Consider the following 26,273-nt stretch of genomic DNA (forward strand, 5'->3'; position numbering starts at 1 on the left):
TCTTCAAATAATGAGCAACGTTTTTTACAGATAGATGAATCGAACGCCTGACTGCGGGGTAACAAGACGCCAGTTAAAGACGTTCTGATTAACCATTTCGCTGATGAGGAAGCTGCCATCTGAATTAACATGTTCCACAAAAGCGACCTGACCATTTGCACTTGCTCCTGCCACGCCTGGGCTGAAACAAGCTGCTGAACCAACTCTAGGATTGGTTCCAACGGAATAACCTTGAGCCTTAGCTCTATCCACCCATTCAGAGGCATTTCCTAAGCTTGCACTGATACTATGACCCGTCTGTACAGCACGGTTGTAGACGTACCAAGGACTATAACCTTTACCGTAGCGATTGCCAGCGTAGCCTTCTTTAAGGGTCTTATCTGTCGGCAAAGCATAGGTCAAAGCAGCTGCCTGCTGATCTGTTAGACGCACATTATAGAATCCGGATAATCGAATATCTGCTTTTGATGGAAGAGCTTGAGCTACTGCTTTCAAAGTCTGACTTGGCAAGACATAACCATGAGTTTCTCCCTTATCATCTGTCAGGTAAGCATGGACATAGTAATCTCCGCTGACGTTTTTATGATTTCGGATGTCTGCTGTAATCGTCAGACTGCCATTGTTAACCTTATCAGTCTTGTACCAATAAATATTTTCCTGCTTGTCTTGAGACCATACTGCAACTGCTATTGAAACGACTTTCCGCTGATCATCTCTTTGAGAAATAATCACATCAAAGGTTCCCTTATCCTGGTTAAGGTTGGTCACTTCCTTGATAGAGGTCACAGTTAAAGTTCTTGTCCCCAATCCAACGATCTGATTGCGATAATCTTTGCCATAGACATGGATATTATAGGTACCGGTTGCATAGTTATGCCTTGCTAAAGAAAGCTCCAGCTTATAAAGGTCATCTCCTTTTTTAGCTGCTGGATACCAAATGAGATCATCCTGTCCTTTTTCTTCAGACCAGATAGGTACCAGAAGCGATTGAATGGTTTCGGAAACACCTGTTATCTCAAGGCTGTACTGGCTATCAGACTTCTTCGTAATGTTAACGCTGGACATTTTTGGTTTAGTGACCTCAATCTGACGGCCACTGATTGCGTAAGGTTTGCCACTGTCGAACAAATAAGCATGGACATTGTAGTTGCCATAGTCTCGATGATTTTTCAAAGGAGCCTTTATCTGACCTGTCTTATCGGCAGTATACCAGACCAAATCATCCTGACCCTTGTTTTCAGACCATATTGCTGCAGCTAAAGAGACACCCTTAGGAGCTCCATGCCCAAAATCAACAAGGATATTATCTCCCTCAATCTTGACTGCAATCTCTTTTGGTTTTGGGCGTTCTATAAGGCTGGCATCAAGCCCAATCATTCGATTTCCCATGTTAAGATAAGAGTGGATAAGATAACTACCATATCCAGAGTGATGACTGAAAGGTACTGTCAGTTTTCCTGCCTTGTCTGTATCGTACCAAATGAGATCATCCTGCTCTTTATCTTTTGACCAAACGGCCACTTTATAACGACCTTTATCGGGAGCCGGACGCTTGAAGTCTACCAAAAAAGCATCTGCGGTCACGGCAATCGTAGGTTTTGCCTGATGAATCATGACACTGCCGGCATTAGTTCCCTGCCTGCTGCCATCCATAAAAGTCGTGTAAGCATGAATATGGTAGAGGCCAGCTTGATTATGATGGTTTGCAATATCAAAGTTGAGAACCACCTTACCTTCTCTTACCTGAGAAGAACTATACCAGCGTAAGTCATCTTGATCATTTTCTTGGGACCAGATAGCAACATCAACGTGTTCAATGGTCTTAGATGAATTGGTTTCAGAAACGACAACATCAAAACGACCTTTTTCTTGATCAATGGCTGAAAGGGTCACACTGGCTTGACCCTCTTCAACAGAGGTCGCAACAGCCTGCTCAGTTCCTTCTGCACTTGCTTTGCTATCGGTGCCTGAGTCGTTCGTACTATCTCCGGCCGGTTGCTGAGGGATTTCGGAAGGAGATGCTTGCGAAGGATTTTCTTCGCTTGATTCTTCTGCACTGGGCGTTGGCTGATTAAGTCTTTCATTTTCAGAAATGTTTTGATCTGCTGCAGTTACTTGATGATCACCTTGTTCAGTACTTGATATCTGGCCTGCTACCAGTTGACTAGTTTCAGCCTGATTAGAAGCTGCTTCATCTGCCGAAACAGCCTGAGCGATACTCACAGAAGCCAATAATGTTGCGCAAAGTAGGAAACTTTTGTTTATCTTTTTCATCAAAATCACCTCATTTAATTCTAGGCAGTAGCCTTTATTAAATTATTCGCAAAATATTTCTTTTTTACACTTAAATTATAACGCTAAATGTTACAAATATCAACGTATTATTTCATTTATGTAACAAAAAGATTTCTTAAAAATTCTTATTAGGCATTTTTCTCACTTTAAAAAGCCTTTATGTTACAATGATACTATCCTATGATTTTGAAAGGTCCTTGTATGAAAGACTTTTTGACAGATGAAAACTTTAAGCATAAAATTGATTTTGATAACCAACTACTGCCCTACAAGATATATGAGACCCATATTATCAACCGTCTTCCGGATACTTTATTTCATTGGCATCCTGAGGTCGAAATTTCCTATATCGTTGAAGGAACTGCACAATATCATATTGATTACGATTATTTTAACAGCCAGAGTGGCGACATTATCCTAATTCGTCCAAATGGAATGCACTCAATTCACCCGATTGATGATCATTACCAACACTCCAAAAGTCTCCTCTTCCATTTAGATATGGTTGGTTATTCCCTGCTGGATCAAATCAGCCTTCACTATTTGCAGCCGCTTCAAAATTCGGGATTTAAGCTGGTTCCCTGTATCAAACCAGGTATGTCGGGTTATCAGGAAATAAAGGACTGTCTTTTTAGTATCTTCGAGATGTATGAAAAACAGGGACGTCATTGGGAACTTTTGCTAAAAGCCAAATTGCAGGAATTTATCTATCTCCTCTATTTTCACCAATACGTTATGCGTAAGCATTCTGATGATATGTACCGGAAAAATGAGAAAATTCGTGAACTTATTGATTATATCCACCACCACTATCAAGAGGAGTTGACCATTGAACATCTGGCTCAAAGAATCGGCTACAGCAAAACACACTTCATGACCGTCTTTAAGCAGCATACCGGAACCTCCTGCACCGAATTTATCATTCAGTATAGACTCAGCAAGGCTTGTGATTTATTGGCCAATTCCATAAAACCGATTCTTGAAATTGCAACTGAAGTGGGTTTCAATAACCTCTCTAACTTTAACCGGCAGTTTAAGACCTATTATAAAATTACCCCAAGCCATTACCGCAAACAGTTTCGAAAAACAGCTCAATTTCCCCTTAATTCTTGAGACATTAGAAAAAGTAACCGTTCAGGTTACTTTTTTAGTGGCGATACATTTTAAATTGCAGGTACAAATCATTGTAAATCCCCAACCATTTTTGGCCCAAATTATCATAGACTTCCAGATTTTGAATCGTGGCATTGCTCGGATAGAAGGCTTTATTGTTTCGAATCTCGGCAGGGAGAAGTTTTTTAGCCTGAATATTTGGTGTCGCATAACCGATGTATTCCGCATTTTGCGCTGCATTTTCAGGTTCTAACATGAAATTGATAAAGGCATAGGCTTCTTTTGAGTGGCGAGCGGTTTTAGGGATAACCAAGTTATCAAACCAGAGATTGGATCCTTCACTGGGAACGATATAACGAAGCTTATCATTAGCATCCAGCATCTCACTGGCTTCGCCAGAAAAGGTAATACCGATTGCTGCGTCTCCCTGAATCATATAGCCCTTCATCTCATCTCCAACGATTGCTTTGACATTTGATGTCAGCTGACTGAGATGTTTTTCAGCCTGTTTCAATTGACCGATATCTTTGCTGTTCAGGCTGTAGCCCATACTGTTAAGGCCCACCCCCATGATTTCGCGTGCACCATCTACTAACATGATATCACCGCGATATTCTTCTTTCCAAAGGTCTGACCAATGTTCTGGAGTGTCTTGTACCATGTCAACATTGTAAACAATACCTACCGTTCCCCAAAAATAGGGAATCGAATAATCATTATTTGGATCAAAACTTTTTCCTAGAAATTCAGACCCTATATTGTTTAAGCCTTTCAACTGCTTTTTATCTAGTTTGACAAGAAGATTTTCCTTAATCATTTTGTCAATCATATAGTCACTAGGAACAGCTAGGTCGTAGGTTGTACCACCTTGCTTGATTTTGGTGTACATAGCCTCATTGGAGTCAAAGGTCTCATATTGAACTTGGTAGCCCGTCTCTTTCGTAAATTTCTTTAAAAGAGCTGGATCAATATAATCTCCCCAATTGTAAATGACCAATTTATTGGAGGAGCCGCCGCCATTTGACTGCTGAGTCATGTAAAAAGAGAGGCCCGCAAGAAGCGCAATAATGGCCAGAACACCGACTAAAAAGGAATAGAGTCTACGCATCCTTGTCCTCCTTTTCTTGAGAAATAACATAGTAGCCAGATACTAAGAGTATGGAAAAGAGGAAGACGATGGTTGACAGGGCATTAATCTCTAAAGAAATCCCTTGGCGGGCACGCGAATAAATTTCAACCGAAAGGGTAGAAAAACCATTTCCTGTGACAAAGAAGGTCACTGCAAAATCATCCAAGGAATAGGTAAAGGCCATAAAGAACCCTGCAATAATAGTTGGGGTCAGATAAGGCAGCATGACTTCTCTAACCATTTGAAATGTACTTGCCCCCAAATCATAGGCAGCACTAATCATATCGTCATTCATTTCTTTCAATCTTGGCAAAACCATGAGTACCACGATAGGAATAGAAAAGGCGATGTGACTTAAGAGAACAGACAAAGCACCCAGTTTAAATCCGATAATGGTAAATAAGATGAGAAAGGAGGCACCAATCATCACATCTGGTGCAACCATCAAGACATTATTGAGAGACAGGAGGCGATTTTGATATTTCTGCTTGGTCCGATAGATAAAAATGGCGCCAATCGTTCCTATTATCGTCGCCAACAGAGAACTCAAAAAAGCTAATAGAAAGGTTTCAACCACGATAAGCATCAGTCGGCTGTCATCAAACATGGCTTGATAATGCTCTAGAGTAAAACCTGTAAAACCATTCATATCTCCTCCTTTGTTAAAGGAATAAAAAAGGAGGTAGAAGATCGGGAAATAGAGAATTAAAAAAACAAGTGAGAGATAGAGGTTGGCTATTTTTTTCATTTGCTTCTCTCCTTTGTCATCCACATAATAGTCGCCATAGCTATAATTAAAATAACACCAATGGTCGACCCCATCCCCCAATTTTGTGTAGTCAGGAAGTGTTGTTCAATCGCTGTCCCCAAAGTGATAACACGATTACCACCAATAAGACGGGTCAGCATAAAGAGACTGAGACTGGGAATGAAAACAGCCTGAACGCCACTCCTAACACCATTAAGCGACAAAGGGAAGGTAATCTTCCAAAAGGTTTGAAACTCGGTCGCCCCTAAGTCTCTGCTTGCATTTGTCAGATTTGTATCTAGGTCATCCAGAGCATTGAAAATCGGCAGAATCATAAAAGGGATTTCAATATAGGAAGCCACAAAAATGAAAGCGAAGTCGGTAAACAGAATTTGCTGGGGAGCAATTCCTAGAAAAGACAAAAAACTATTGATATTGCCTTGCTGACCAAAAAGCCCCATGAAGGCATAGGCTTTTAAAAGCAGGTTAATCCAAGTCGGTAAAATAATCAGCATCAGCCAGAGCTGCTTGTGTTTCATTTTGGTTAGGATAAATGCTGTCGGATAAGAAATGACTAGGGTTACAAAGGTAATCACAGCGGCATAGATGACCGAATTAAAACTCATCCGCAAGTAAGTCCGATTACCGAAAAAAGTCTTGTAATTGTCTAAGGTCAGCTGACCTTCAATATCAAAAAAAGACTGGTAGAGAATCAGACTGACCGGTGCCAGAACAAATAAAAATACCCAGAGAAAATAAGGAATCGAGTACCAGTTAGTAATTTTCTTCATGGCGCTCCTCCTCAATGGCTTGAAGCAAGCCTTCTTCAGCTGCTTCAGTGTCGACATACTCTTCAATACGGGCGTCAAATTCTTCTTCGGTTTCATTAAGCCTCATGATATGAAGATCTTCCGGAGTAAAGTCGAGTCCTACAACTTCACCTTCAATAGCCTTGCGCGTCGAATGAATCATCCACTCATTCCCCAAGTGATCATAGGCAATAATTTCGTAGTGGACCCCTCTGAACAGCTGGGTATCAACTGTTACCTGAAGTTTTCCGTTTTCAGGAAGAGTGATTTGTAAATCTTCCGGACGGATAACCACTTCGACGGGTTCATTGGGACGCATACCACCATCTACCGCTTCAAAACGTTTCCCGTTAAACTCTACCAGATAGTCCTCAATCATAATACCAGGAACAATATTGGATTCACCAATAAAAGTGGCAACAAAATGGTTAATCGGTTCATCATAGATATCAACGGGGCTCCCAGACTGAACGATTTCGCCCTCGTTCATAACAAAAATCCAATCAGACATGGCCAATGCTTCTTCCTGATCATGTGTGACGAAAACAAAGGTGATTCCCAGTCTTTGCTGCAACTCCCTCAGCTCATACTGCATTTCTGTCCGTAATTTCAGATCTAAGGCTGATAAGGGTTCATCCAGCAAAACAACCTTGGGCTGATTGATAATGGCTCTCGCAATAGCTACCCGCTGGCGCTGACCGCCCGATAATTTCTGAATGGAGCGTTTCTCAAAGCCCTCTAAGCGCACTAGCTTCAGGACTTCTGTCACACGTTTTTCAACATCGCTTTTGGCTATTTTTTGTAACTTCAGAGGAAAAGCAACGTTATCAAAGACTGTCATGTGAGGAAAAAGCGCATAAGACTGAAAGACGGTATGGACGTTCCGTTTATTGATCGGCACATCGTTAATGCGTTTTCCATCCAGAAAAATATCGCCAGAGCTCACCTCTAAGAGTCCGGCGATAAGATTAAGAATCGTTGATTTCCCTGAACCTGAGGCTCCGAGCAAGGTATAAAATTTGCCTTCTTCGAGTTCAAAATTGATATTTTTGAGAACAACTGTTCCATTGTCCTCAAAAACTTTAGACACATTTTTAAATGCAATAATGGGCTTGGTCAATGGTCATAAATCCTCCGCTACTTTTCTTTTTCACCAATAATCCGCACTTCTGGTTCTAGTGTAATTCCAGAGTGCGCCTTTACTTTTGCAATAACAGCTGCAATTAAATCTTCATAGTCCTTCGCATTACCATCGGCAACATTAACCATAAAACCGGCATGCTTAGTTGAGACTTCCACCCCACCAATACGATAGCCTTTTAAATCAGCCTCCGTAATCAGCTGACCGGCAAAATGACCCACCGGACGCTTAAAAACCGAACCGCAAGATGGATGCTCCAGTGGCTGTTTTAACGCTCTTAAATGGTTGAGACGTTTCATTTCCTGTGTAATCTGCTGATAATCACCTGGTTTTAAGGCAAATTTAGCAGAAATAACCACTTCTTCTTCATCTTGAAGGATTGAATGGCGATAACCAAAATGCATATCTTTGCCGTCAATTGTTTTAATTTCTCCGGCTTTGGTTAATACTTTTGCCGAAACTAAAACATGCGCAATTTCCCCGCCATAGGCACCTGCATTCATAAAAACAGCACCGCCGACGCTGCCGGGAATGCCACAGGCAAACTCAAAGCCTGTCAAACTATGAAACTGAGCGACTTTAGTCGTTTCAATCAGGTTGGCTCCTGCCTCTGCTTCGATGGTATAGCCGTTCACGGTTACCATATTTAGTTTGTTAAACATGATGACAAAGCCACGGATACCGCCATCACGAACAATCAAATTACTGGCATTTCCTAATACAAGCCAAGGCAGGCCATGCTTGTTGGCAAACTTAACAATGCGCGATAGCTCATAGCCATTTCTCGGAAAAGCAAGAAAGTCTGCCGGGCCGCCAACCTTTGTATAAGTATAATTTTTCAGGGGTTCGTCTCGACGAATATCAATGCCTTCCAGGCTGATTTTCATTTCATCTATCATTAATTTTCTCTTCTCATTACATACTAAAAAATCGGCACAGGACCGATTTCATTATAACAAATTTTAGACCTTTTGACGATACCATTAGCCCAAATGTTTAAAAAGTAAGACTAATCCTGAGACCATTTTTCAACATCGGCGATATCCACTTGAGACTGTAATTCCCTTATGGTCTTGTTTAAGACAGGATGTTTTAAATCTGCTGCTAGTTCTGATAGCGGCACCAAAACAAAAGCGCGCTCATGCAGGTAAGGATGAGGAATGGTCAAAGACTTCGTATTAAGGCTATGCTTTCCGTAAAACAAAAGGTCAATATCAATGGTTCGAGGTCCCCAATGTTCTAAACGAGTCCGACCCAAGGCATTTTCAATTTCCTGACAATAGGTCAAGACTTCCTGAGCGGATAAATCCGTTTCTAATTGACAAACCATATTTAGAAAATCCGCCTGGTCTGTTTTTCCCCAAGCCTTCGTTTCATAAAAGCAGGATTGTCCTTGTAGCTCTGTCTTTGGAACTTGCTTTAGAGCCTTTAAGGCAGCCTCTAAATAAGCGCTTCTGTCTCCTATATTGGATCCCAGGGATAGGTAAACCACTGTCATTTTCGGCCTCTCTCTAGGCTGATGCCAACAGCATCATAGTGACCAGCAATAGGCGGATTTTCCTTGGCGATGCTAATGTTGACCGTCTGAACTTCTGGAAAATGTTCAAGGATGTTATCACAGATTGCACCACCCAGTTTCTCAATCAAATCATAGGTCTGATGCTCCACCTGCTTTTTAACGGTCTCAAAGATAAGTCCGTAATGAACCGTATCTTCAAGTCGATCGGACTCCGAAGCCCTGCTTAGGTCAAGCTCCAATTCAAGATCCACCGTAAAAATTTGTCCTAACTGTTTTTCCTCTGAAAAAACACCATGGTAGCCATAAAAACGGCAGCCTTTTAAAAAGATCTTATCCATATTCCTTTACCTTACTTGTTCAATCACCCTGACTATATCTCTGTTGGCTGCAACGTTGTGTACCCGGACTATTTGACAGCCTTTTTCAAGGGCGAAACCTGATAAGGCAGCCGTTGCCTGATCACGTTCCTTAGGGGCCGTATTGCCTCCTAACAGATAATCGACAACACGTTTGCGAGAAATCCCAAATAAAACTGGGTAGCCGATGCTGGTCACCTTATCCAAACCTTTAAGCAGAGAAAGATTATGCTCAATGGTTTTGGAAAAGCCAAAACCAGGATCAATCCAAATATAATCCTTACGGATACCCGCGTTCTCGGCCGCTTGCGCTCTTTGGAGAAGAAAACGGCAAACGTCTTCGGTGACATCCTGATAGCTTTCCTCTTTTTGATTGTGCATCAGGATAATAGGAAGGTTATATTCTGCAGCCAGATTAAACATTTGTCCATCATACAAGCCTGCCCAGACATCATTTAAAATGTCCGCTCCAGCTTCAACGGCAGCTCTGGACGTCTCTGTTTTGTAGGTATCAATACTGACAAGGCAGTCAAAGTTTTCCTTGATAGCCTTAATCACAGGAACAACCCTGTCAATCTCCTCCTGCGCAGACACAAACTCTGCACCCGGCCGTGTCGATTCCCCTCCGACATCAATAATAGTGGCCCCTTCTGCCAACATTCTGCTGACTTGTTCAAGCGCTTTTTCGATAAGCGTATAACGGCCTCCATCAGAAAAGGAATCTGGGGTCACATTAAGAATCCCCATGATAGCGGCATTGTGATCCAATCTATGCTTGCCGATTTTCATATGCACTTCTCCTATCTCTGAATCATGGCCAATACTTCCTGACGCAAGGCAGTATCTGTCTGATAAACACCTTTAGCCACACTGGTCACCGTTTTGCTTCCCGGTTTTTTAATGCCTCTCATGGTCATGCACATGTGTTCTGCTTCTACCATAACAAAGACACCTTTAGGAGACAGGGCTTCATCTAGAGCAGCCGCCACCTGACCAGTCAGTCGTTCTTGCAGCTGAGGTCGCTTACTGGCAACCTCTACCGCTCTGGCCAACTTGCTCAAGCCGGTCACACGGCCTCCATCAGGGAGATAGGCAATGTGGGCTACTCCATAAAAAGGCACTAAGTGATGCTCACACATGGAGTAAAAAGGGATATCCTTCACTAGAACCACTTCTTCATAGGACTCCGAAAAAACAGCTGTAAATTCTTCCTTGGGGTTTTCCCCTAATCCAGAAAAAACTTCCTGATACATTTTGGCAACTCGGCTGGGTGTATCTAAGAGCCCTTCTCTATTAGGATTCTCTCCAATAGCTTCTAACAACTGATAAACAGCCTGCTCAATTTTTTCTTCTTTTAACATATCATTTCCTATCATTCTAGAGATACTGACTATTATAGCCTAATTGGCTACGCTTTTCAAAAACCATTTTCGCACTTCTGAAATAAAGTAAAGGGATCCTGTGATGAGATAAAACTGATCGGTCTCAGGAGGTTGATAATGTTTAAGCCAATCTTTGTAACTGCTGACACGCTGGTAAGTTTCTGGGTAATCATCAAGTTCGAAGGCTTTGGGATAATCAAAACTGGTCACACTCAGACTCTGAAACTGATCAAGCTGCTCCAGCATACTGTCAATCGGTTTGGTATTGATAGCTGCAAAAAGGACATGTATCTGTTTATCAGGATACCTCTCCTTGAGCAAAGCAACCAAGACAGAAATACTCTCATTATTGTGGGCACCATCAATCATAAGATTGGGCTTTAATAATTCTGTTCGTCCCAGCCAGTGACTTTCCAGAAGGCCTTCTTTCATAAGATCTTTGCTCACATTTGGAAACTTATCCTGCAATAAAANACAAGCCATAACAGCCAAGGCTGCATTGTTTATCTGATGTCTGCCTGGCATTCCAGACTTAAGATTTTCCAGACAAACATTGTCATAACAAAAATCAAACCTATCTCCCTTGATGTTAAGCTGAAATGCTCTTCCCAGCTCATAAGTTGGACAGCCGATTTCCTTGGCTTTTTGGTCAAAAACCGCTTTAACATCTGGATGATCTTCTGCAAAGATAAAGGGGATCCCTTTTTTTAAGACACCTGCCTTTTGACTGGCAATTTCCTGATAAGACTGCCCTAAAATATCTTGATGATCAAGACCAATAGAGGTACAGATGACAGCTTGGGGCTTGAAGACATTGGTCGAATCGTAAAGTCCACCTAAACCAGCCTCAACCAGTACAATATCTACTAGATGTCGTTCACCAAAATAGAGAAACATCATGGTTGTGATGATTTCAAACTCGGTCGCAGAACCAAGGTCAGTTTCCTCGGGTAAACGCTCCACAACAGGTTTCACTCTTTGAACCAGGTCAACGAGGTCATTTTTCGAAATCATCTGCCCATTAACCGTGATGCGCTCTCTAAAATCCATGATATAGGGTGATGTGAACGTTCCGGCTTGATAGCCAGCTTTTGTAAAAATGGTCTGTAAATAATTAACCGTTGATCCCTTACCGTTAGTACCGACAATATGGAGGCCGCAAATCTTGTCTTGGGGGTTACCCAATTGGCTGAGCAGCCACTCCATCCGTCTAACACCTGGTTTAATCCCGAATTTTAAAGTTCCATGAATCCAGGACAGAGCTTCTTGATAATCCATTTTTCTCCTCTCAAAACTTAAGCCTAGTTCATCACTAGGCTTTTTTCGTCTTAAAAACGATTAGCTGACCGATGACGAAAAGAAAAACCGCCAGCCAAATCAAGGCAAACCCCAATAATTCTCCCCGACCGATCGTCTCGTTAAAGACTAGCACAGCAATAAGCAACTGCATTGTCGGATTGATATACTGGATAAACCCAATTAAATTAAGCGGAGCTCTTTTAACCCCTTCAGCAAATAACAGCAAAGGAAGGGAAGTGACTATTCCCGACGCTGCTAAAAGCAGATTTTCCCGCAGGGAATAATCAGACAATGATTCTTTGCTAAAAAAGACGAGATAAACAATGGCCAAAGGTGCAATAACAGCTGCCTCTACCAACATGGCCAAGTCACTCGGCAAGCGGACATTTTTCTTAAGTAGTCCATAAAAAGCAAAACTGAAAGCCAGCAAAATCGTTATCTGAGGGATTTTTCCAGTATTTGCCACTAGGATACAGACACCTGCTCCTGCTAGACAGACAGCATAAACCATCCATCGACTTAGAGATTCTTTCAAAAAAATAAGAGCTAAGACAACTGACACCAGAGGCATAACATAGTAACCAAGACTGGCTTCTGTTGCTTGGCCGTGTCCTACAGCATAGATATAGGTCAGCCAATTCAGGGCGATCAAAAAACCGGCCATAACCATAGTCCAAAACAGCCGTTTATCAGCCATCATTTCCCTTAAATACCGACTGTAAAGCCTCGTCCTTCCCGAAATCAGCATATATAGCAACATGGTGACTACGGTCCATAAAACACGATAAGAAAGCGCATTATAAGCATTAACACCGGACAATTGTTTCCAAAAAAGGGAGATAACTCCCCATAAAAGATATGCCGACAGGGCAAATAGCAGCCCCTCTTTAGTCTTCTTCAAATCGAACACCTTTTGTATCAACCGATAAAATATGAGTTTCCCCGCTAAGAACTAAGCTATCTATCGCTTCTTTTAAAGCCGCCTCTTGACCCTTGGCGGTTAATAGCATGACCGTTGGGCCGGCCCCTGAGAGGTAGGTCGCATAAGCTCCTTTTTGGGCGCCGATTGCTTTTATCTCTGAAAACTCACTAACCAGAGGTTGGCGAAAACGCTCATGAAAAAGATCCCCTTCAATGGCTCTTCCAGCTGTCTCCAAATCCCCTGTCAGCAAAGCTGCCACAGCAACATTGGCTACAGAAGATGCCGCTACTGCTTCTTTGTAAGAAAGATTATCCGGCAGAACACCTCGACTATCACTTGTCTTTAGTTCATAGTCTGGAATAAAAGCGACAAAAGAGGCTTCTGGAAAATCAGCAACAACGTGATTCAATTCATGATTGAGATAACTTGAAACGACAAGATTACCATAGATAGCGGGGGCGACATTATCTGGGTGCCCTTCAATTTCTGTTGCGATCTCCAATTTGGTCTCGTTAGACAAGTCAAGTTTCCCTAGCTGATTAGCCAGTTCTATACCAGCCACAATAACAGAACTGGAAGAACCAAGACCGCGCGCCAATGGAATATCACTGGTCATCTTCAGGCGATGTGGAGCTAAATCAGGTTTGACCTGCAAGGCCGTTTGAAGCAATAAATTAGTTTCATCACTAGGGATATCTTCTAAATCATGCGCAATAAACCAGCTGTCAGCTGCTTCCAAGATATCAATGGTTAAATATTTTGACAGAGCAACACCAACAGAATCAAAACCGGGTCCAATATTAGCTGATGTTGCCGGTACCGTAATTCTCATCATCTTATTCACCCAAAACTTTGAAAGTATTCAGCAATTCAAAGTCAGATACTGCTGTTAATTTTTCGGTAACATTAGCCAATTGCGTCTTGCTGAGCTCATGCGTGATGATAACGACACGGGCTGTTGTGCCGTTAGCCTTTTGCTGAAGGACTTGTTCAAAGGAAATATCCTCGGAATTGAAAATTTCAGCTAAACGAAGCATTTTCCCTTTTTCATCGGAGGTATTGATCGCGAAGTAATAATTGCTAGTCACATCAGCAGGATCTGCAATCTTAGTTTCGCGGCTAAATTCATTGAACGGTTTGCCAACATTGCCATCTTTGATACGGCGAGCAATGCGGATAATGTCAGCAACAACTGAAGTCGCCGTTGGCTTTTGTCCGGCCCCCGGTCCATAATACATGGACTCACCAATGCCAATCGATTCGACAAACACCGCGTTCATGACATCATTGACGCTAGCCAAGGGGTGTGATTTAGGGAGGAAGGTTGGCGAAACTTCTGCAAAAATACCAGAAGCCGTTTCCTCGACAGAACCTACCAATTTGATGACATAGCCTAATTGCTGTGCAACAGCGACATCATCAGGTGTAATGCTAGAAATACCTTGGTGAGAGACCTGTTCGAAATCAATAGCCATACCGAAGCCAAACTGACTTAGAATAACGGCTTTATATGCGGCATCAATTCCCTCGACATCATTGGTTGGATCACTCTCTGCATAACCTAGCGCCTGAGCTTCTGCCAAAGCGGCTTCATAAGTCCAGCCTTCGTCCACCATCTTGGTCATCATAAAGTTAGACGTACCATTTAAGACGCCTAAAATACGGGTTACTTTATCAGAGGTCAGGGAATTGGCCAGAGTCCTCAAAATTGGAATCCCTCCAGCAACTGCCGCTTCATAATAGAAAGCAAGTCCTTTATCTTGAGCAAGAGCGATTAAGTCTTTACCATGTGTTGCAATTAAATCTTTATTGGCAGAAACGACATGTTTTCCCGCTTCCAGAGCTTTGGTAATAAAGGTACGAGCCGGTTCAATGCGTCCCATCAATTCAACAACAATCGCAATCGACTCATCCTGAAGAATATCATCAATATTTGTGACAAAATTAAAGTTGTTGCCTGCCGCTAATAAACGCTCCTTCTCTTCTTCATCCTTAACCAAGACCTTGGCAATTTCAAGCTGGTCACGAGATGCATCAAGAATCTTAGAACTATTTTCATGTAAAAGGAATGGGATTCCGCTGGCAACCGTTCCAAAACCAAGCAAACCAATTTTTATAGACATATCTACTCCTTGTCAAAATGTTTTTTTCATTATATCAAAATTTTATCAGAATTTACAGATAATATCTCCTTTCATTGTGTTATAATCAATTAAGAAGGATATTTTATGAAATCAAGAAGAAAACGTAGAAAAACACTTTTAACGGTCATTAATCTCTCATTGTTGTTTTCGAGTTTGCTGGCGCTATTAGCTCTTTTTTTCTTGCTCAGACAGCCGGAGCAAAGCAAAGAAAATCAGTTGGAATCAGCAAGCAGCCAACAAGTGACCAAACAAGAAGAAAAAGCATCCTCAGAGCAGGTAAACTGGACGGTTCAAGATCAGCCTGTTAAGATTCCTATTCTGATGTACCATGCCATCCACGAAATGGCTCCTGAAGAGGCTGCAAACGCGAATCTGATTGTCTCACCAACCACCTTTGAAAGTCAGATTAAACGGCTGGTGGATGAGGGCTACTACTTTTTAAGTCCCGAAGAAGCCTACCGGGCCTTGACAGAAAACAGTTTACCTTCATCAAAGGTCGTCTGGCTGACCTTTGATGATAGTTTGCTTGATTTTTACACCATTGCCTATCCTATCATGACTAAATACAAGGTCAAAGCTACCAATAATGTGATTACTGGTTATACCGAAAGCAGTAAAGCCGGTCATCTAAGTATTGATCAGATCAAAGAGATGGCCAAAAACGGAATGTCTTTCCAATCCCATACCGTTAATCACCCAGATCTCGAGATGTCTGCTCAAGAAACGCAGGAGAGCGAGCTCAGCCAGTCAAAATCCTATCTGGATACAGTCCTCAAGCAGGAAACCACAGCTATCGCTTACCCCGCAGGGAGATACAGCCAAACAACGCTAAGTTTGGCAGAACACTCCTACAAACTTGGTGTCACAACAAACGAAGGCATTGCTTCTGCTGATGATGGACTTTTGTCTCTGAAGCGGATTAGAATCTTGCCCAATACCGACCCTGATACCTTAATTGCCAGTATGACCTCTTAAAAAAGAAGTTAGCCTCTCGACTAACTTCTTTTTTTCTTTAGATTTCTCCTGAGTAAGAGGACAAGGTTAATGAACAGTAGGGTTCCCCAAATAATGGTATAGAGGACATTACCTTTTACTAAGTTTGTGAAAAAGCCCAAACTATATAACAAAATAAAGAGGAGAGACATGAAGTTAGCTGTTTTTGTTTCTCGGTCGGTCATCTTTGACTCCTTCATCATTAGTAGCTCTATTATAGCAAAAGCGTCCGATTTTTCCCAGATACTTTCCACGAAAAAACCGACAGCCCTAAAACTGTCGGTTCATCTCTCATCAAGATTTACTCTGAAGCACTATTACTGCTGGCATCTTGGTTCTTAGCTGAAGTACCGGAAGCAGACGCATTGTCTTGTGCATTGGTTTCTGCTTCAGACTGTTTCGTATTATCTGAAGCAGAATCCGTTTGCTGCTGACTGCTTGTGTTTTCCTGGCTTGGCGAATCATTAGAAGTATCCGTCGAAGCATTATTCGATGCCGAACCTGAGTTTTCCTGATTGTCAGAGGAAGACTGCTGACCAGTATCCGCAGCGGTATCACTGGTATCAGAGACCACCTCTGCTTTAATCGCATTGATCCGCAATTGAAATTTCTCTTTATCTTTCTGAACACTAATCTTATCAACCGCCGCCTGTGCCTTGGTTAAATTATCCAGGTTTTGTTGATTTTCTAGAGATTTAACAGCCGCTTCTGCTTCTTTATTCTTGATTTCAATAACCTTAGCGATTTTCACTTCATCAATTTGCTGCTGCAATTCTTTTTGCTTGTTGGTGTCTGTTACCTTGTTTACTAACTTTTGTGCCTTTGTCAAATTCTCACTGTTGTAACTGGTTTTCAAAGTCTCAACAGCCTTTTGCGCCTCTACTAAGCTACTATTTTTCCTAGACAGATAGGGCAAAGAACGAGTAATCTTATTAGAAGGTGTATTTCCTGATTGATTAGCCAGATAAATCCATAAACTCAAAAAAATCAAAACAATGGTAGGTAGCATTAACAGCCGTTCGCGCGATTTTCCTTGAAAAAATGACATTAGTTTAGATTTCATAATTTCTCCCATTTAGGATACTTTATTGAGATTATAACATAGGCAAAATCAATCAACAAGATAAAAAGGAGGCTTGTAATGGAATTGATAAAGCATTTTAATCTTGCTCTTACTTCATTTGTAGTGAGGCCAAGAAAAATTAAAAAGAAACAGCATAAGCTGTTTCTTTTATTCTGAAGCCGAAGCATCTGAAGCCCCCTGACTCGGGGTAGCAGGATCAACGGCTTGCCCTGTATCTGCAGACGGCGCTTCTGTGACGGAAGCCTCTGGGACAGAAGCTGATGAGTTTTGATCGGGTGCTTGATACTGCTGACTCGGTACCGTTTGGCTGCTGCCACTAGCTTGACTTGATGACGAGGAGCTTCCCGACTCCGAAACGTTGGCGCTGGCTGTATCACTTTCAGCCGCTGCCGCTGCGGCAGTAGCCGCTATTTTGGCAGCCATAGCACGTTTAACAGCATCAATTCGAGCCTGAAACTGTGCTTTAGCATCAGCATTGATAACTTTGTCCGTCGCTTCCTGTGCTTTTGTCAGATTTTCATCAGCCTGGTTATCTTCTAGAAACTTAACAGCAGCTTCCGCTTCTGCTATGGACGCCTGATTGGCAATATCTAACTTAACTGCTTCAATTCGATCTTGCAGAGCCTTCTTCTTTTCCCCTGCCGCCAACTGATCAACCAAGGTCTGAGCTGCGGTGAGGTTCTCATCTGAGCGATCTGACTCCAATTTCTTGACGGCCTCCTCAGCCGCTTTCACCTGTGCTTTTCTTTTGGCAATCAGCGCAGATCTTGTGGCTTCCTGAGAAAAAAGGGTAAGACTGGTATGCGTGATAAAATAAATCCAAAAAACAAGGATAATTAAAAGCGATGTCCCTGCAATTAAAAGATAATTACCTGTCTTGGAACTTGGTTTAGAACGTTTCATTAGTTTGTTTAACATGGCCTCCCCGATAATGTCATATCTTATCAATTATAACATATTGGCAGCCATATACCAAGGTATAGCACTAAAAGAGGCTGTCCCATTTCCTCTCATTCACCCATTATTGAGCGCACTAGCTCCATTACTTGCAATCAAGTCCCTGTAATAGAAGAAGGAATCCTTGCGAGAGCGGTCAAAGGTTCCCTGACCTTGATCATCCGCATCGACATAGACAAAGCCGTAGCGTTTGGACATTTCAGAAGTCGAAGCTGAAACCAAATCCGTACAGCCCCACCAGGTGTAGCCCATGAGCTCCACTCCGTCCTCAATAGCTTCGTACATCTGCTGGACATGTTTTTCCAAGTAATCAATCCGGTAGCTGTCATGGATAGCGCCATCTTCTTCGACCACATCCAGGGCACCCAGGCCATTTTCCACGATGAAAAGGGGCACCTGATAGCGGTCATAGAGTTTGTTGAGGGTGGTCCGAAGTCCGACTGGGTCAATTTGCCATCCCCAGTCAGAAGCTTCCAGATAAGGATTGGCTTCGCCCAAAATCAGATTTCCTGCAGCGGCTTTTTGCTCAGGACTTTGGTTGTTGGGGTGACGGGTCACAGAAGTCATATAGTAAGAAAAACTCATAAAGTCAACAGGATACTGCTTGAGAATGGCTTCATCTCCTGGCTCAAACTGAATCTGGATATTGTTTTCCTTGAAGAAACGATTCATGTAACGAGGATAGGCTCCCCGAATTTGGACATCCGAATAAAAGAGGTTGGCCTGGTCCTTTTGTACCGCATGGAGGATGTCATCTGGATGGCAGGTTGCTGGATAAGCCTCCATCCGAGCCAACATACAGCCCACCTTGTTTTCTGGGTCAATCTCATGGGCAGCCTTGGTCGCCAAGCTTGAAGCGATAAACTGATGATGAACTGCTTGATACATTTCATCCAAATGGAGTTTGCCATCTTCAAAGAGGAGGCCGCCTGACAAGTAGCCTGTCAGACCGAGAATATTGATTTCATTGAAGGTCAGCCAGTACTTAACCTTACCCTTGTAACGCTTGAAGACCGTTTCCGCATAGCGAACAAAGAAATCAATCACCTTGCGGTTCTTCCAGCCACCGTACTCGGTCACCAGATGAATGGGAAATTCATAGTGGGACAGGGTCACCAAGGGCTCGATACCATACTTGTTGAGCTCATCAAAGACCTTATCATAGAAAGCCAGTCCTTCTTCATTGGGCTCCAACTCATCTCCCTTTGGAAAAATCCTTGGCCAGGCAATGGAGAGACGGAAGGTCTTAAAGCCCATTTCGGCATAGAGGGCGATGTCTTCCTTGTAACGGTGGTAAAAATCAGAACCCCAGCGTTTTGGATAGAGTCCTTCTGTGTCCTGAAGGGCAAAATCCAGTCTTTCACGGTTCATGGGTGTTGTAAATTCTCCAGTCATGGACCTGCGCTCTTCTGGATTGACTGCCCTGGCTGTATCAGAGGTCGCAAAGCCGCGGCCTCCCTCACCAAAGCCCCCTTCAAACTGGTTGGCGGCGGTTGCTCCACCCCAGAGGAAGCCATCTGGAAATCGTTTGTTTTCTGCCATCTTCTTACCTCACTATTAAATTTTTGTCCTGTGCGGCCTGCACTTTTCACATGCAAGAGGCTACACACGCTTTCTCTTCATTTTAGCAGGAAATGTAAGCCTTTTCCTGTCTTATATCATGAAAAACTGATACTATTATCTGTTTTCTTAGTGATTAAAAGAGTTTGGGACAAAAGTAGTTCCAAACTCTATTTTTTCGTTTTTGATACTTATAGCGCAGTGGTTGAGTGGGCTCTAATGCGCTGATAAATCAGCTTTTACAGCCCTACTCAACTGTGCGGAGGTGGGACGACGAAATCGAATTTCTCCGAAATTACCGATTTCTGTCCCACTCTCAGAATTTATACAAAGATGAGAACAAGGGCGGTATAGACGACAATGGTCACCAGCATGTAGAGGGAGATGAAGGTGGCAGCATAGGTCCGGTCTTCCTCACCTTTAAAGGTCTCCTCAATCAAGAGAGGCATGGCAAATCCTGTTGGACACATAAAGTATAGCAAGACAGCTATCAGGAAAGTCTGGTCTGCCATGTAGTTCGGAAAGAGGAGGAAGAAGCCGAGGATAACCAGCACATAGTAGACCACGCGGACAGACATCAGCCGCAACATGGCCTTGAGAGTATGAAAGTCAACCTTGAAATCGTAGCCCAAGACAAAGAGAATCATGCCCAAAATGGGCCCCGTCACCGTATTCATAATCCCCGAGTAGAGGGGAGCAAATGGTGATTGGATAAGCCAGGAATAAAGACCTGAAAAATTGAAGACCAACCCCAGAAGAATCGCGATGACAAAGGGATGGGAGACGACTTCCCTGGCCAGTTGCAGCCTTGGTTTTTTCTCCTCAGAAGCCCCTGCCACCATGATGGGAATGACTAAAAAAGCGATGATGGAGCCAGCTAAGTCAAAGATGACCGTATTGCTGGACTGGCCCACGATAGAAAGATAAAGGGGAAGAGCGACCGAGCCCCCTTCGACTGTTGTCAGGAGATAGGGTGAAAAATGGCCTTGTCCCTTACCAGTAAAGCCCGCCAGCTTCCTACCCACAATCATGGCCAAAAAGAAAGCAAGGGTGACATAGACAATCACCACAGCCGTCTCCAGCTGTAATTGTGCAGAGCCTAATAGGTTAAAAATCAGAATGGGAAAAAGGACGGTGAAGACAATAGTATTGGCTCCTGCCTTCTGGTCTGGACTAATCCAGCCCTTGACACGGGATAGATAGCCCAGTCCCAACATGAAAAATACGGGTACTAGGGTGGTTAATGCTGCCATTGGCTACCTCATTTCTATACGATATATACTAGTTAGTCTATCATAAGCAAGGAGATCTGAACTAGTCTTTTTGCAGGAGATTCTGATACTTTCCTCTTTTTTTCAAAGGCCTCAGTCTAAACCCAGCCATTCTTCAAGGGTGGCCAATCACATGCCTAGCAGCCGCCTGAACAGGACCAGAGGCGTTGGCTACTGCATAGGAGTGAGGAGTCAACTCCAACATTTCAATGTCATTGCCTCCGTCCCCAAAGGTCATGACTTGGTCTGCTTTCAGACCATAGCGGTCCATGAGCTGGCGAATCCCCCAAGCCTTGTGAATCCCTTTTTGGATAAAATCAATGGCCCCATAACCACTGCCGACTGCCACCAGATTGCCAGGATAGTTCTGATTAAAGTCTGCGGCAATCCTCTCATGGTCCTCCGGAATCATCATGGTTAGCTTGCTGACTGGCTCATCTGCTGGAATCTGGGAGAAATCATCCACAGGCAAGATATGGCTGATAAACACTTCAAATTCCTTGGGTTCAATCAAGCCCGGCCGGTAATGAAAACTTGACTCCTTGAGGCGGTAGGAGTTGTTCAGTCCCGAAACCACTGCCCTGTAGTCGACCAATTTGTCTGAAAAATAAGCCAGTAGGGCATTCAATTCCGACCTGGGCATGGTCTGATGAATAAGGGTCACTCCCTTTTCCACCAGGCGGGCCCCATTTTCAGATACGAAGGTCACTTCTTTCTCAAATCCCTCAAAGATACGATTGAGGCGGGTCATGTTATTGCCGCTGGCAGCCACAAAGTGAATGCCCCTGGCCTTCATCTCCTTCAAGAGCCTTTCAAATCGCAGGCGGTCATAGGTCCCCTTTTCATCTAAAAAGGTCCCGTCCATATCGGTCGCAATCAGTTTGATGGTCATATTTTTCCTCCCTTGAAAAAGAATGGCCGCTGGAGGCAGACCATTCTTAGATAAATCTTAGGCATCTTTTGATTATTCCAAATCCTGACCGTTGCTGGCAATGACTTTTTGATACCAGTAGAAGGAATCTTTCGGAGTCCGCTCAAGGGTTCCATTTCCAGCATCGTCCATGTCCACATAGATGAAACCGTAGCGTTTGCGCATTTCACCTGTACCTGCTGAAACGAGGTCAATACAGCCCCAAGTGGTGTAGGCAATCAGGTCCACCCCGTTGGCGATGGCATCTGACATGGCCTTGATGTGGGCCCGGTGGTAGTCGATGCGGTAGTCATCATGGATAGAACCATCTGCTTCGACGGTATCGAAGGCTCCCAGACCATTTTCTACTACCATCAAAGGCACTTGGTAGCGGTCATAGATTTTTTCAAGATAGTATTGGAGACCCATAGCATCATGAGCCCATCCCCAATCAGAATAGGTCAGATAAGGATTGCGGACCCCTGCTGAGAAGTTACCTGCCACCTTATCTGTGATTTCATGGGTGGTGACATTGTTGGACATATAGTAAGAGAAGGTATAGATGTCTACCGTACCATTTTTTAGGTCATCCAAATCTTCTTCTGTTATCTCCAATTCCACATTGTGCTCAGTCCATAGTTTCTTGGCATAGGTACCATAGGCCCCCTTGACCTGCACATCTCCGCAATAGTAGATACCCGACTGCCACTTGTGCTCTGCCGCTAAGATATCAGCTGGGTCGCAGGTTGCTGGGTAGAAGGTAATGCCACAAATCATATTTCCAAATACAAAGTCTGGATTGATGGTTTTTCCAAGGCGGACTGTCTTGGCAGAGGCAACGAATTGGTTATGGAGAACTTGGTAGCCCTCTTGGTAATCTGCATCTGTCCCATGGCCGCCCATCATGTCTAGGAACATGGTGGTATTGTTGATTTCGTTGAAGGTTAGCCAGTATTTGACTAAGTCCTTGTATTCCTTCATGATAGTTTCGGCATACTTGACATAGAAACCGATGAGTTTACGGTTTTTCCAACCTCCGTAGTTTTGCTCTAGGGCCAAAGGGGTATCAAAATGCCAGATGGAAACCAGGGGTTCGATATTGTACTTATGGCACTCTTCAAAGACCGACCGGTAAAAGTCCAGTCCAGCCTGATTTGGCTCCGCATCATCTCCATTTGGGAAAATCCGAGCCCAGGAAATGGACAGGCGGAAAATGGAATAACCCATTTCAGCAAAGAGCTTGATATCTTCCTTGTAACGATGATAAAAATCAACCGCCTTGTGGTTAGGATAGTAATAATCATCCAGGACCGCAAAGGTTGCCCCTTCTGGAATACGGGCATTGTGGCCCATTCCACCAGCCTTTCCTGGCTTGCCATCCTTATCAATATAGGTCGTATAGCGGGGGCTGTCCACAGTGCCACCCGTTGTCACGTCAGTTTGGACAAGGCCACGGCCATCTTCGTTATAAGCACCTTCTGCCTGGTTGGCTGCAATGGCGCCACCCCAGAGGAAATTCTTTGGAAATTGTGTCATGTAACATGCTCCTTTTTTAGTTTTCTTGTCTAGGTCCAGCCTAAACAGTTAATTCAATCATATTGTCTTCAAAACCTAGCAGACAGGATTCGTAGTAGCCATCCCCTGTTGTTCTGGGACCTGAAAGTAGCTCATAGCCATCAGCTACCAAACGCTGGGTCAGCTGGTCTACCCTTTCCTTGCTCCCCAGAGAGAAAGCCAAGTGGATAAAACCGAGGCGCTCGAGAGGCAACTGGCTCTGGTCAAGGCTGGTCTTGGTCATGATTTCCAAACGGGCCCCATCCGTAAAGCTCAGGAAGTAAGAAGAAAAGCCTGTCTTAGGATTGTGGTAGAGGTTGTTGGACTGGGCCTCAAAGTAGGTCTCAAAGAAGGCTTTCGCCCCCTCCAAGTCCCTGACATAGAGAGCCAGATGCTCGATTTTCATCCCTCTCCCCTCCTTGCTTGTCTTTTTGTTATAAATATAGTATAAATGGATTGAAAGCCCTTTTCTTAGCCAATAATATGATATACTGATACTATCATCTGATTTCAAAAAGTGAAGACTTGATCTTCTGCTTTTCTGGCTTAGAAAGCAACTTAATAGAGGAAACACCCACTTTACTGACAATCAATTAGAAAGGACCACAACGTGATGATTACAATGCAACTCTACTATACTGGGAAAAACGGGAACGCCCTGAAATTCGCTCAAGAAATGGAAAAAGACGGTATCGCCGATAAGATTCGGGCGGCTGAGGGAAACTTAGCCTATCGCTACTACCAGTCACTGACTGATCCAGAAACCATCCTCTTGGTCGATAGCTGGAAAGATCAGGCAGCTTTAGACGACCATCATGCTTCCCCTATGATGCAGGATATTCTGGACTTGCGTCAAAAGTATCAGTTAAATGTCCAAGCTGAGCGCTACATTTCAGATGCGGCAGGAATTCCTGAGAATGATAGGGACTATTTGAAAAACGAACGGTAAAAGGAGTTGACTTAAGTCCAACTCCTTTTACTAATTACTAATCACTTAACTGCTGTCAATAGGTAATCACCGCTATTGACTTGACTTTCTTGAGTTACTAGGATATCTGTAAAGTCATCCGTATTCGTCACCACGATTGGGGTAATCACTGGCAGACCAGCCTCCTTGATGGCATTAAGATCAAAGGCCATCAATTTTTGCCCTGCCTCGACCTGATCACCAACTTGAACAAAAGATTCAAAACCTTTACCGGCCAAAGAGACCGTATCCATACCGATGTGAATGAGAATCTCAGCGCCATTTTCTGTCTGAAGACCAACGGCATGCTTGGTTGGAAAGACTAGGGTTACCTTAGCTTTGGCAGGTGCTACCAAAATTCCGTCAGAAGGATCGATAGCAATTCCTTTCCCCATAGCGCCAGAAGCGAAAACTTGATCAGGCACATTCTCAAGTTTCACCACATTACCAATGAGTGGTGAGGCAATAATTTCCTGTTTGATTTCTTTCAGTTCTGTGACTTCGTTATGCTGATCATCAGCCTTTTTCTCACTAGGATCTCCGTAGAGATAAGGAACGGGTAGCATCATTTGAAGCGCGAATGAAACCAGAATGGCTACGACTGTCAAACCAATAGCGATGTACATCGGCATTAAATTGCCGGTTTTGGGGTTTACCAATGATGGATAAAGGAAGACACCCATACCGCCAATACTGTATCCACCGATATTTAAAACCTGCATAGCTGCGCCAATCAGACCAGAAACGGCACATGAGATGTAGAACGGCGTTTTCATTGGAAGGGTCACACCATAAATAGCTGGCTCTGTGACACCGAAAATGGAAGAGATAAAGGCAGGCATTGCCACGGACTTTACCTTTTGTTCTTTTGTCTTCAAAATAATGGCTAACAGAACACCTGTCTGCGTAAAGTTTGGTAAGAGAGCTGGTGCAAGGATTGTTGAGAAACCATTGGTCGCAACGTCCAAAATGGCCAACGGAACAATTGCCCAGTGCAAACCGAACATCACCAAGACTTGCCATGAGACCCCTAAAATCAAACCATAAAGCAGCGGACTGAAGCTTTGAATGGCTGTAAAAGCACCAGACAAAAGGTCAGAAAGGAAGTTTGCGACAGGCCCTACAACCAAGAAGGTCAATGGAACCGTCACCAAGATAGTCACAAATGGTACCACGAAAACTTTGACGACATCTGGCGTTATCTTCTTCATCCATTTCTCGATATGAGAAGCAAGCCAAATCGCTAGGATAGCCGGCATCACAGTGGATAAATAACTGCCCGAACTTGGAAGAGCAAATGGAATTATACCAAAGACATTATCCAAGCCTGCTTTTGTCAGCACTTCCAAGGTTCCTGGTAAGGTTGGGTAAACAAGCGCCATCGCAATGGCAATCGCTGTAAATTCGTTCATTCTGAACTTACGGGCTGCTGTCAGTGCAATAAAGATTGGAAGGAACTGGAAGAAACCATCGCCAGCCGCTTCAAGAATCGCATAGAGGGCACTGTTGGTACTATTCCAGCCAAGAGCTGTTCCCAAAATAGCGATCAAGCCCTTGATGATACCGGCTGCCGCCAAAGGACCTAGGAAAGGCTGGAAAACGCCTGCTACCAAGTCAATGAAGCGATCAAAGAGATTGCCCTTGGGCAGATCACCTTCATCAATATCAAGACTGCCATCTCCTGAAATACCAGCCACTTGCTGTACTGCAGCATAGACATCTGGAACATGGTTTCCAATCACCACCTGATACTGTCCCCCTGCCTGCACTACTGTCACGACTCCATCACGGCGCTTCAGGTAGTCTGTATCCGCCTTACCTTCATCCTTGAGTGTAAAACGCAGACGTGTCACACAATGCTTAAGGTTGCTGATATTATCCTTGCCACCCACATGAGCAACAATATCTGCAGCCAAATCTGTATAATCCTTTGCCATCTATACGGCTCCTTTCTTTTACTGCAAAAACAGAAAAAACCTAAACATATACCTAATACTGCCCTTTGGAGATAACCAAAAAGAGTATTGTGTATATATTTAGGTTTTGCCTGCCTGACAGTAACAATCCTTTATGATGTTATTAGGATAGCATAGATTCATCAAAGTTGCAAGCGTTTTCTT

General features: G+C 43.4%; 24 protein-coding genes and 1 pseudogene. 3 read left to right on the forward strand and 22 right to left on the reverse strand.

Annotation, left to right across the window (positions count from 1 at the left end):
* Nucleotides 1–24: 24 nt before the first annotated feature.
* Nucleotides 25–2,274 carry a GBS Bsp-like repeat-containing protein gene (locus tag A3GY_RS0102620; protein ID WP_018029850.1) on the reverse strand — a complete coding sequence of 750 codons (2,250 nt, stop codon included), beginning with the start codon at nt 2,272–2,274 and terminating at the stop codon, nt 25–27.
* Nucleotides 2,275–2,496: 222 nt separating this feature from the next.
* Between A3GY_RS0102620 and A3GY_RS0102625 the strand changes: the two genes are divergently transcribed.
* Nucleotides 2,497–3,408, forward strand: coding sequence for an AraC family transcriptional regulator (locus A3GY_RS0102625; RefSeq protein ID WP_018029851.1), 912 nt, complete (start codon nt 2,497–2,499; stop codon nt 3,406–3,408).
* A 34-nt stretch (nt 3,409–3,442) separates the two neighbouring features.
* Here A3GY_RS0102625 and A3GY_RS0102630 read toward each other — a convergent pair whose 3' ends face one another.
* The 13 genes and pseudogenes from A3GY_RS0102630 to A3GY_RS0102690 all read right to left on the reverse strand — a co-directional run bounded on the left by A3GY_RS0102630 (nt 3,443) and on the right by A3GY_RS0102690 (nt 14,836).
* Nucleotides 3,443–4,516, reverse strand: a complete 1,074-nt coding sequence (locus tag A3GY_RS0102630; protein WP_018029852.1) for an ABC transporter substrate-binding protein — start codon at nt 4,514–4,516, stop codon at nt 3,443–3,445.
* Entirely contained in the window at nt 4,509–5,285 is a 777-nt protein-coding gene (locus tag A3GY_RS0102635) for an ABC transporter permease (protein ID WP_018029853.1), read from the reverse strand. The genes A3GY_RS0102630 and A3GY_RS0102635 overlap by 8 nt, the downstream gene beginning before the upstream one ends.
* Nucleotides 5,282–6,076 carry an ABC transporter permease gene (locus tag A3GY_RS0102640; RefSeq protein ID WP_018029854.1) on the reverse strand — a complete coding sequence of 265 codons (795 nt, stop codon included), beginning with the start codon at nt 6,074–6,076 and terminating at the stop codon, nt 5,282–5,284. The genes A3GY_RS0102635 and A3GY_RS0102640 overlap by 4 nt, the downstream gene beginning before the upstream one ends.
* The gene (locus A3GY_RS0102645) at nt 6,060–7,214 is read right to left on the reverse strand and encodes an ABC transporter ATP-binding protein (protein WP_018029855.1); all 1,155 of its coding nucleotides are present in this window, start codon (nt 7,212–7,214) and stop codon (nt 6,060–6,062) included. The genes A3GY_RS0102640 and A3GY_RS0102645 overlap by 17 nt, the downstream gene beginning before the upstream one ends.
* Nucleotides 7,215–7,231: 17 nt before the next feature.
* On the reverse strand, nt 7,232–8,134 hold the full coding sequence (murB, locus tag A3GY_RS0102650; protein ID WP_018029856.1) for a UDP-N-acetylmuramate dehydrogenase: 903 nt from the start codon (nt 8,132–8,134) through the stop codon (nt 7,232–7,234).
* Between the two features lie 110 nt (nt 8,135–8,244).
* Nucleotides 8,245–8,733 carry a 2-amino-4-hydroxy-6-hydroxymethyldihydropteridine diphosphokinase gene (gene folK, locus A3GY_RS0102655; protein WP_018029857.1) on the reverse strand — a complete coding sequence of 163 codons (489 nt, stop codon included), beginning with the start codon at nt 8,731–8,733 and terminating at the stop codon, nt 8,245–8,247.
* A complete protein-coding gene (gene folB, locus A3GY_RS0102660; RefSeq protein WP_018029858.1) occupies nt 8,730–9,092 on the reverse strand; it encodes a dihydroneopterin aldolase in 363 nt (120 codons plus the stop codon). Before folB ends, folK begins: the two co-directional genes overlap by 4 nt.
* 6 nt (nt 9,093–9,098) lie before the next feature.
* A complete protein-coding gene (folP, locus tag A3GY_RS0102665) occupies nt 9,099–9,899 on the reverse strand; it encodes a dihydropteroate synthase (RefSeq protein WP_018029859.1) in 801 nt (266 codons plus the stop codon).
* Between the two features lie 11 nt (nt 9,900–9,910).
* Nucleotides 9,911–10,471, reverse strand: a complete 561-nt coding sequence (gene folE / locus A3GY_RS0102670; protein ID WP_018029860.1) for a GTP cyclohydrolase I FolE — start codon at nt 10,469–10,471, stop codon at nt 9,911–9,913.
* A 16-nt stretch (nt 10,472–10,487) separates the two neighbouring features.
* Nucleotides 10,488–11,770 (reverse strand): annotated as a pseudogene (locus tag A3GY_RS0102675) (bifunctional folylpolyglutamate synthase/dihydrofolate synthase).
* A gap of 34 nt (nt 11,771–11,804) precedes the next feature.
* Complete coding sequence (rarD, locus tag A3GY_RS0102680) at nt 11,805–12,692, reverse strand: EamA family transporter RarD (protein ID WP_026161889.1); 888 nt, start codon at nt 12,690–12,692, stop codon at nt 11,805–11,807.
* A complete protein-coding gene (gene thrB, locus A3GY_RS0102685) occupies nt 12,679–13,545 on the reverse strand; it encodes a homoserine kinase (protein WP_026161890.1) in 867 nt (288 codons plus the stop codon). The genes rarD and thrB overlap by 14 nt, the downstream gene beginning before the upstream one ends.
* Nucleotides 13,546–13,549: 4 nt before the next feature.
* Entirely contained in the window at nt 13,550–14,836 is a 1,287-nt protein-coding gene (locus A3GY_RS0102690) for a homoserine dehydrogenase (protein WP_018029864.1), read from the reverse strand.
* Nucleotides 14,837–14,941: 105 nt separating this feature from the next.
* Here A3GY_RS0102690 and A3GY_RS0102695 point away from each other — a divergent pair, with 105 nt between their 5' ends.
* On the forward strand, nt 14,942–15,832 hold the full coding sequence (locus A3GY_RS0102695; RefSeq protein WP_018029865.1) for a polysaccharide deacetylase family protein: 891 nt from the start codon (nt 14,942–14,944) through the stop codon (nt 15,830–15,832).
* A gap of 319 nt (nt 15,833–16,151) precedes the next feature.
* Here A3GY_RS0102695 and A3GY_RS0102705 read toward each other — a convergent pair whose 3' ends face one another.
* From A3GY_RS0102705 to A3GY_RS0102740, 7 genes are all read right to left on the reverse strand, one after another.
* Nucleotides 16,152–16,913 carry a hypothetical protein gene (locus A3GY_RS0102705; protein WP_018029867.1) on the reverse strand — a complete coding sequence of 254 codons (762 nt, stop codon included), beginning with the start codon at nt 16,911–16,913 and terminating at the stop codon, nt 16,152–16,154.
* A 168-nt stretch (nt 16,914–17,081) separates the two neighbouring features.
* A complete protein-coding gene (locus tag A3GY_RS09880; protein WP_018029869.1) occupies nt 17,082–17,852 on the reverse strand; it encodes a hypothetical protein in 771 nt (256 codons plus the stop codon).
* Nucleotides 17,853–17,948: 96 nt separating this feature from the next.
* The gene (locus A3GY_RS0102720; RefSeq protein WP_018029870.1) at nt 17,949–19,433 is read right to left on the reverse strand and encodes a 6-phospho-beta-glucosidase; all 1,485 of its coding nucleotides are present in this window, start codon (nt 19,431–19,433) and stop codon (nt 17,949–17,951) included.
* A gap of 341 nt (nt 19,434–19,774) precedes the next feature.
* Nucleotides 19,775–20,704: an AEC family transporter gene (locus A3GY_RS0102725; RefSeq protein ID WP_018029871.1), complete on the reverse strand. Its 930-nt coding sequence runs from the start codon at nt 20,702–20,704 to the stop codon at nt 19,775–19,777.
* Between the two features lie 133 nt (nt 20,705–20,837).
* The gene (locus A3GY_RS09610) at nt 20,838–21,614 is read right to left on the reverse strand and encodes a Cof-type HAD-IIB family hydrolase (RefSeq protein WP_018029872.1); all 777 of its coding nucleotides are present in this window, start codon (nt 21,612–21,614) and stop codon (nt 20,838–20,840) included.
* A gap of 72 nt (nt 21,615–21,686) precedes the next feature.
* Complete coding sequence (locus tag A3GY_RS0102735) at nt 21,687–23,168, reverse strand: glycoside hydrolase family 1 protein (protein WP_018029873.1); 1,482 nt, start codon at nt 23,166–23,168, stop codon at nt 21,687–21,689.
* Nucleotides 23,169–23,208: 40 nt separating this feature from the next.
* Entirely contained in the window at nt 23,209–23,592 is a 384-nt protein-coding gene (locus A3GY_RS0102740; protein ID WP_018029874.1) for a VOC family protein, read from the reverse strand.
* A gap of 204 nt (nt 23,593–23,796) precedes the next feature.
* On the opposite strand from A3GY_RS0102740, the gene A3GY_RS0102745 reads away from it, so the two are divergent.
* A complete protein-coding gene (locus A3GY_RS0102745) occupies nt 23,797–24,135 on the forward strand; it encodes a putative quinol monooxygenase (RefSeq protein ID WP_026161891.1) in 339 nt (112 codons plus the stop codon).
* Nucleotides 24,136–24,176: 41 nt separating this feature from the next.
* On the opposite strand, the gene A3GY_RS0102750 is transcribed toward A3GY_RS0102745, so the two are convergent.
* Nucleotides 24,177–26,090 (reverse strand): beta-glucoside-specific PTS transporter subunit IIABC, encoded by a 1,914-nt coding sequence (locus A3GY_RS0102750; RefSeq protein WP_018029876.1) that lies wholly within the window; start codon nt 26,088–26,090, stop codon nt 24,177–24,179.
* Nucleotides 26,091–26,273 lie beyond the last annotated feature (183 nt).

Source organism: Streptococcus ferus DSM 20646, assembly GCF_000372425.1.
Lineage (GTDB): Bacteria > Bacillota > Bacilli > Lactobacillales > Streptococcaceae > Streptococcus > Streptococcus ferus.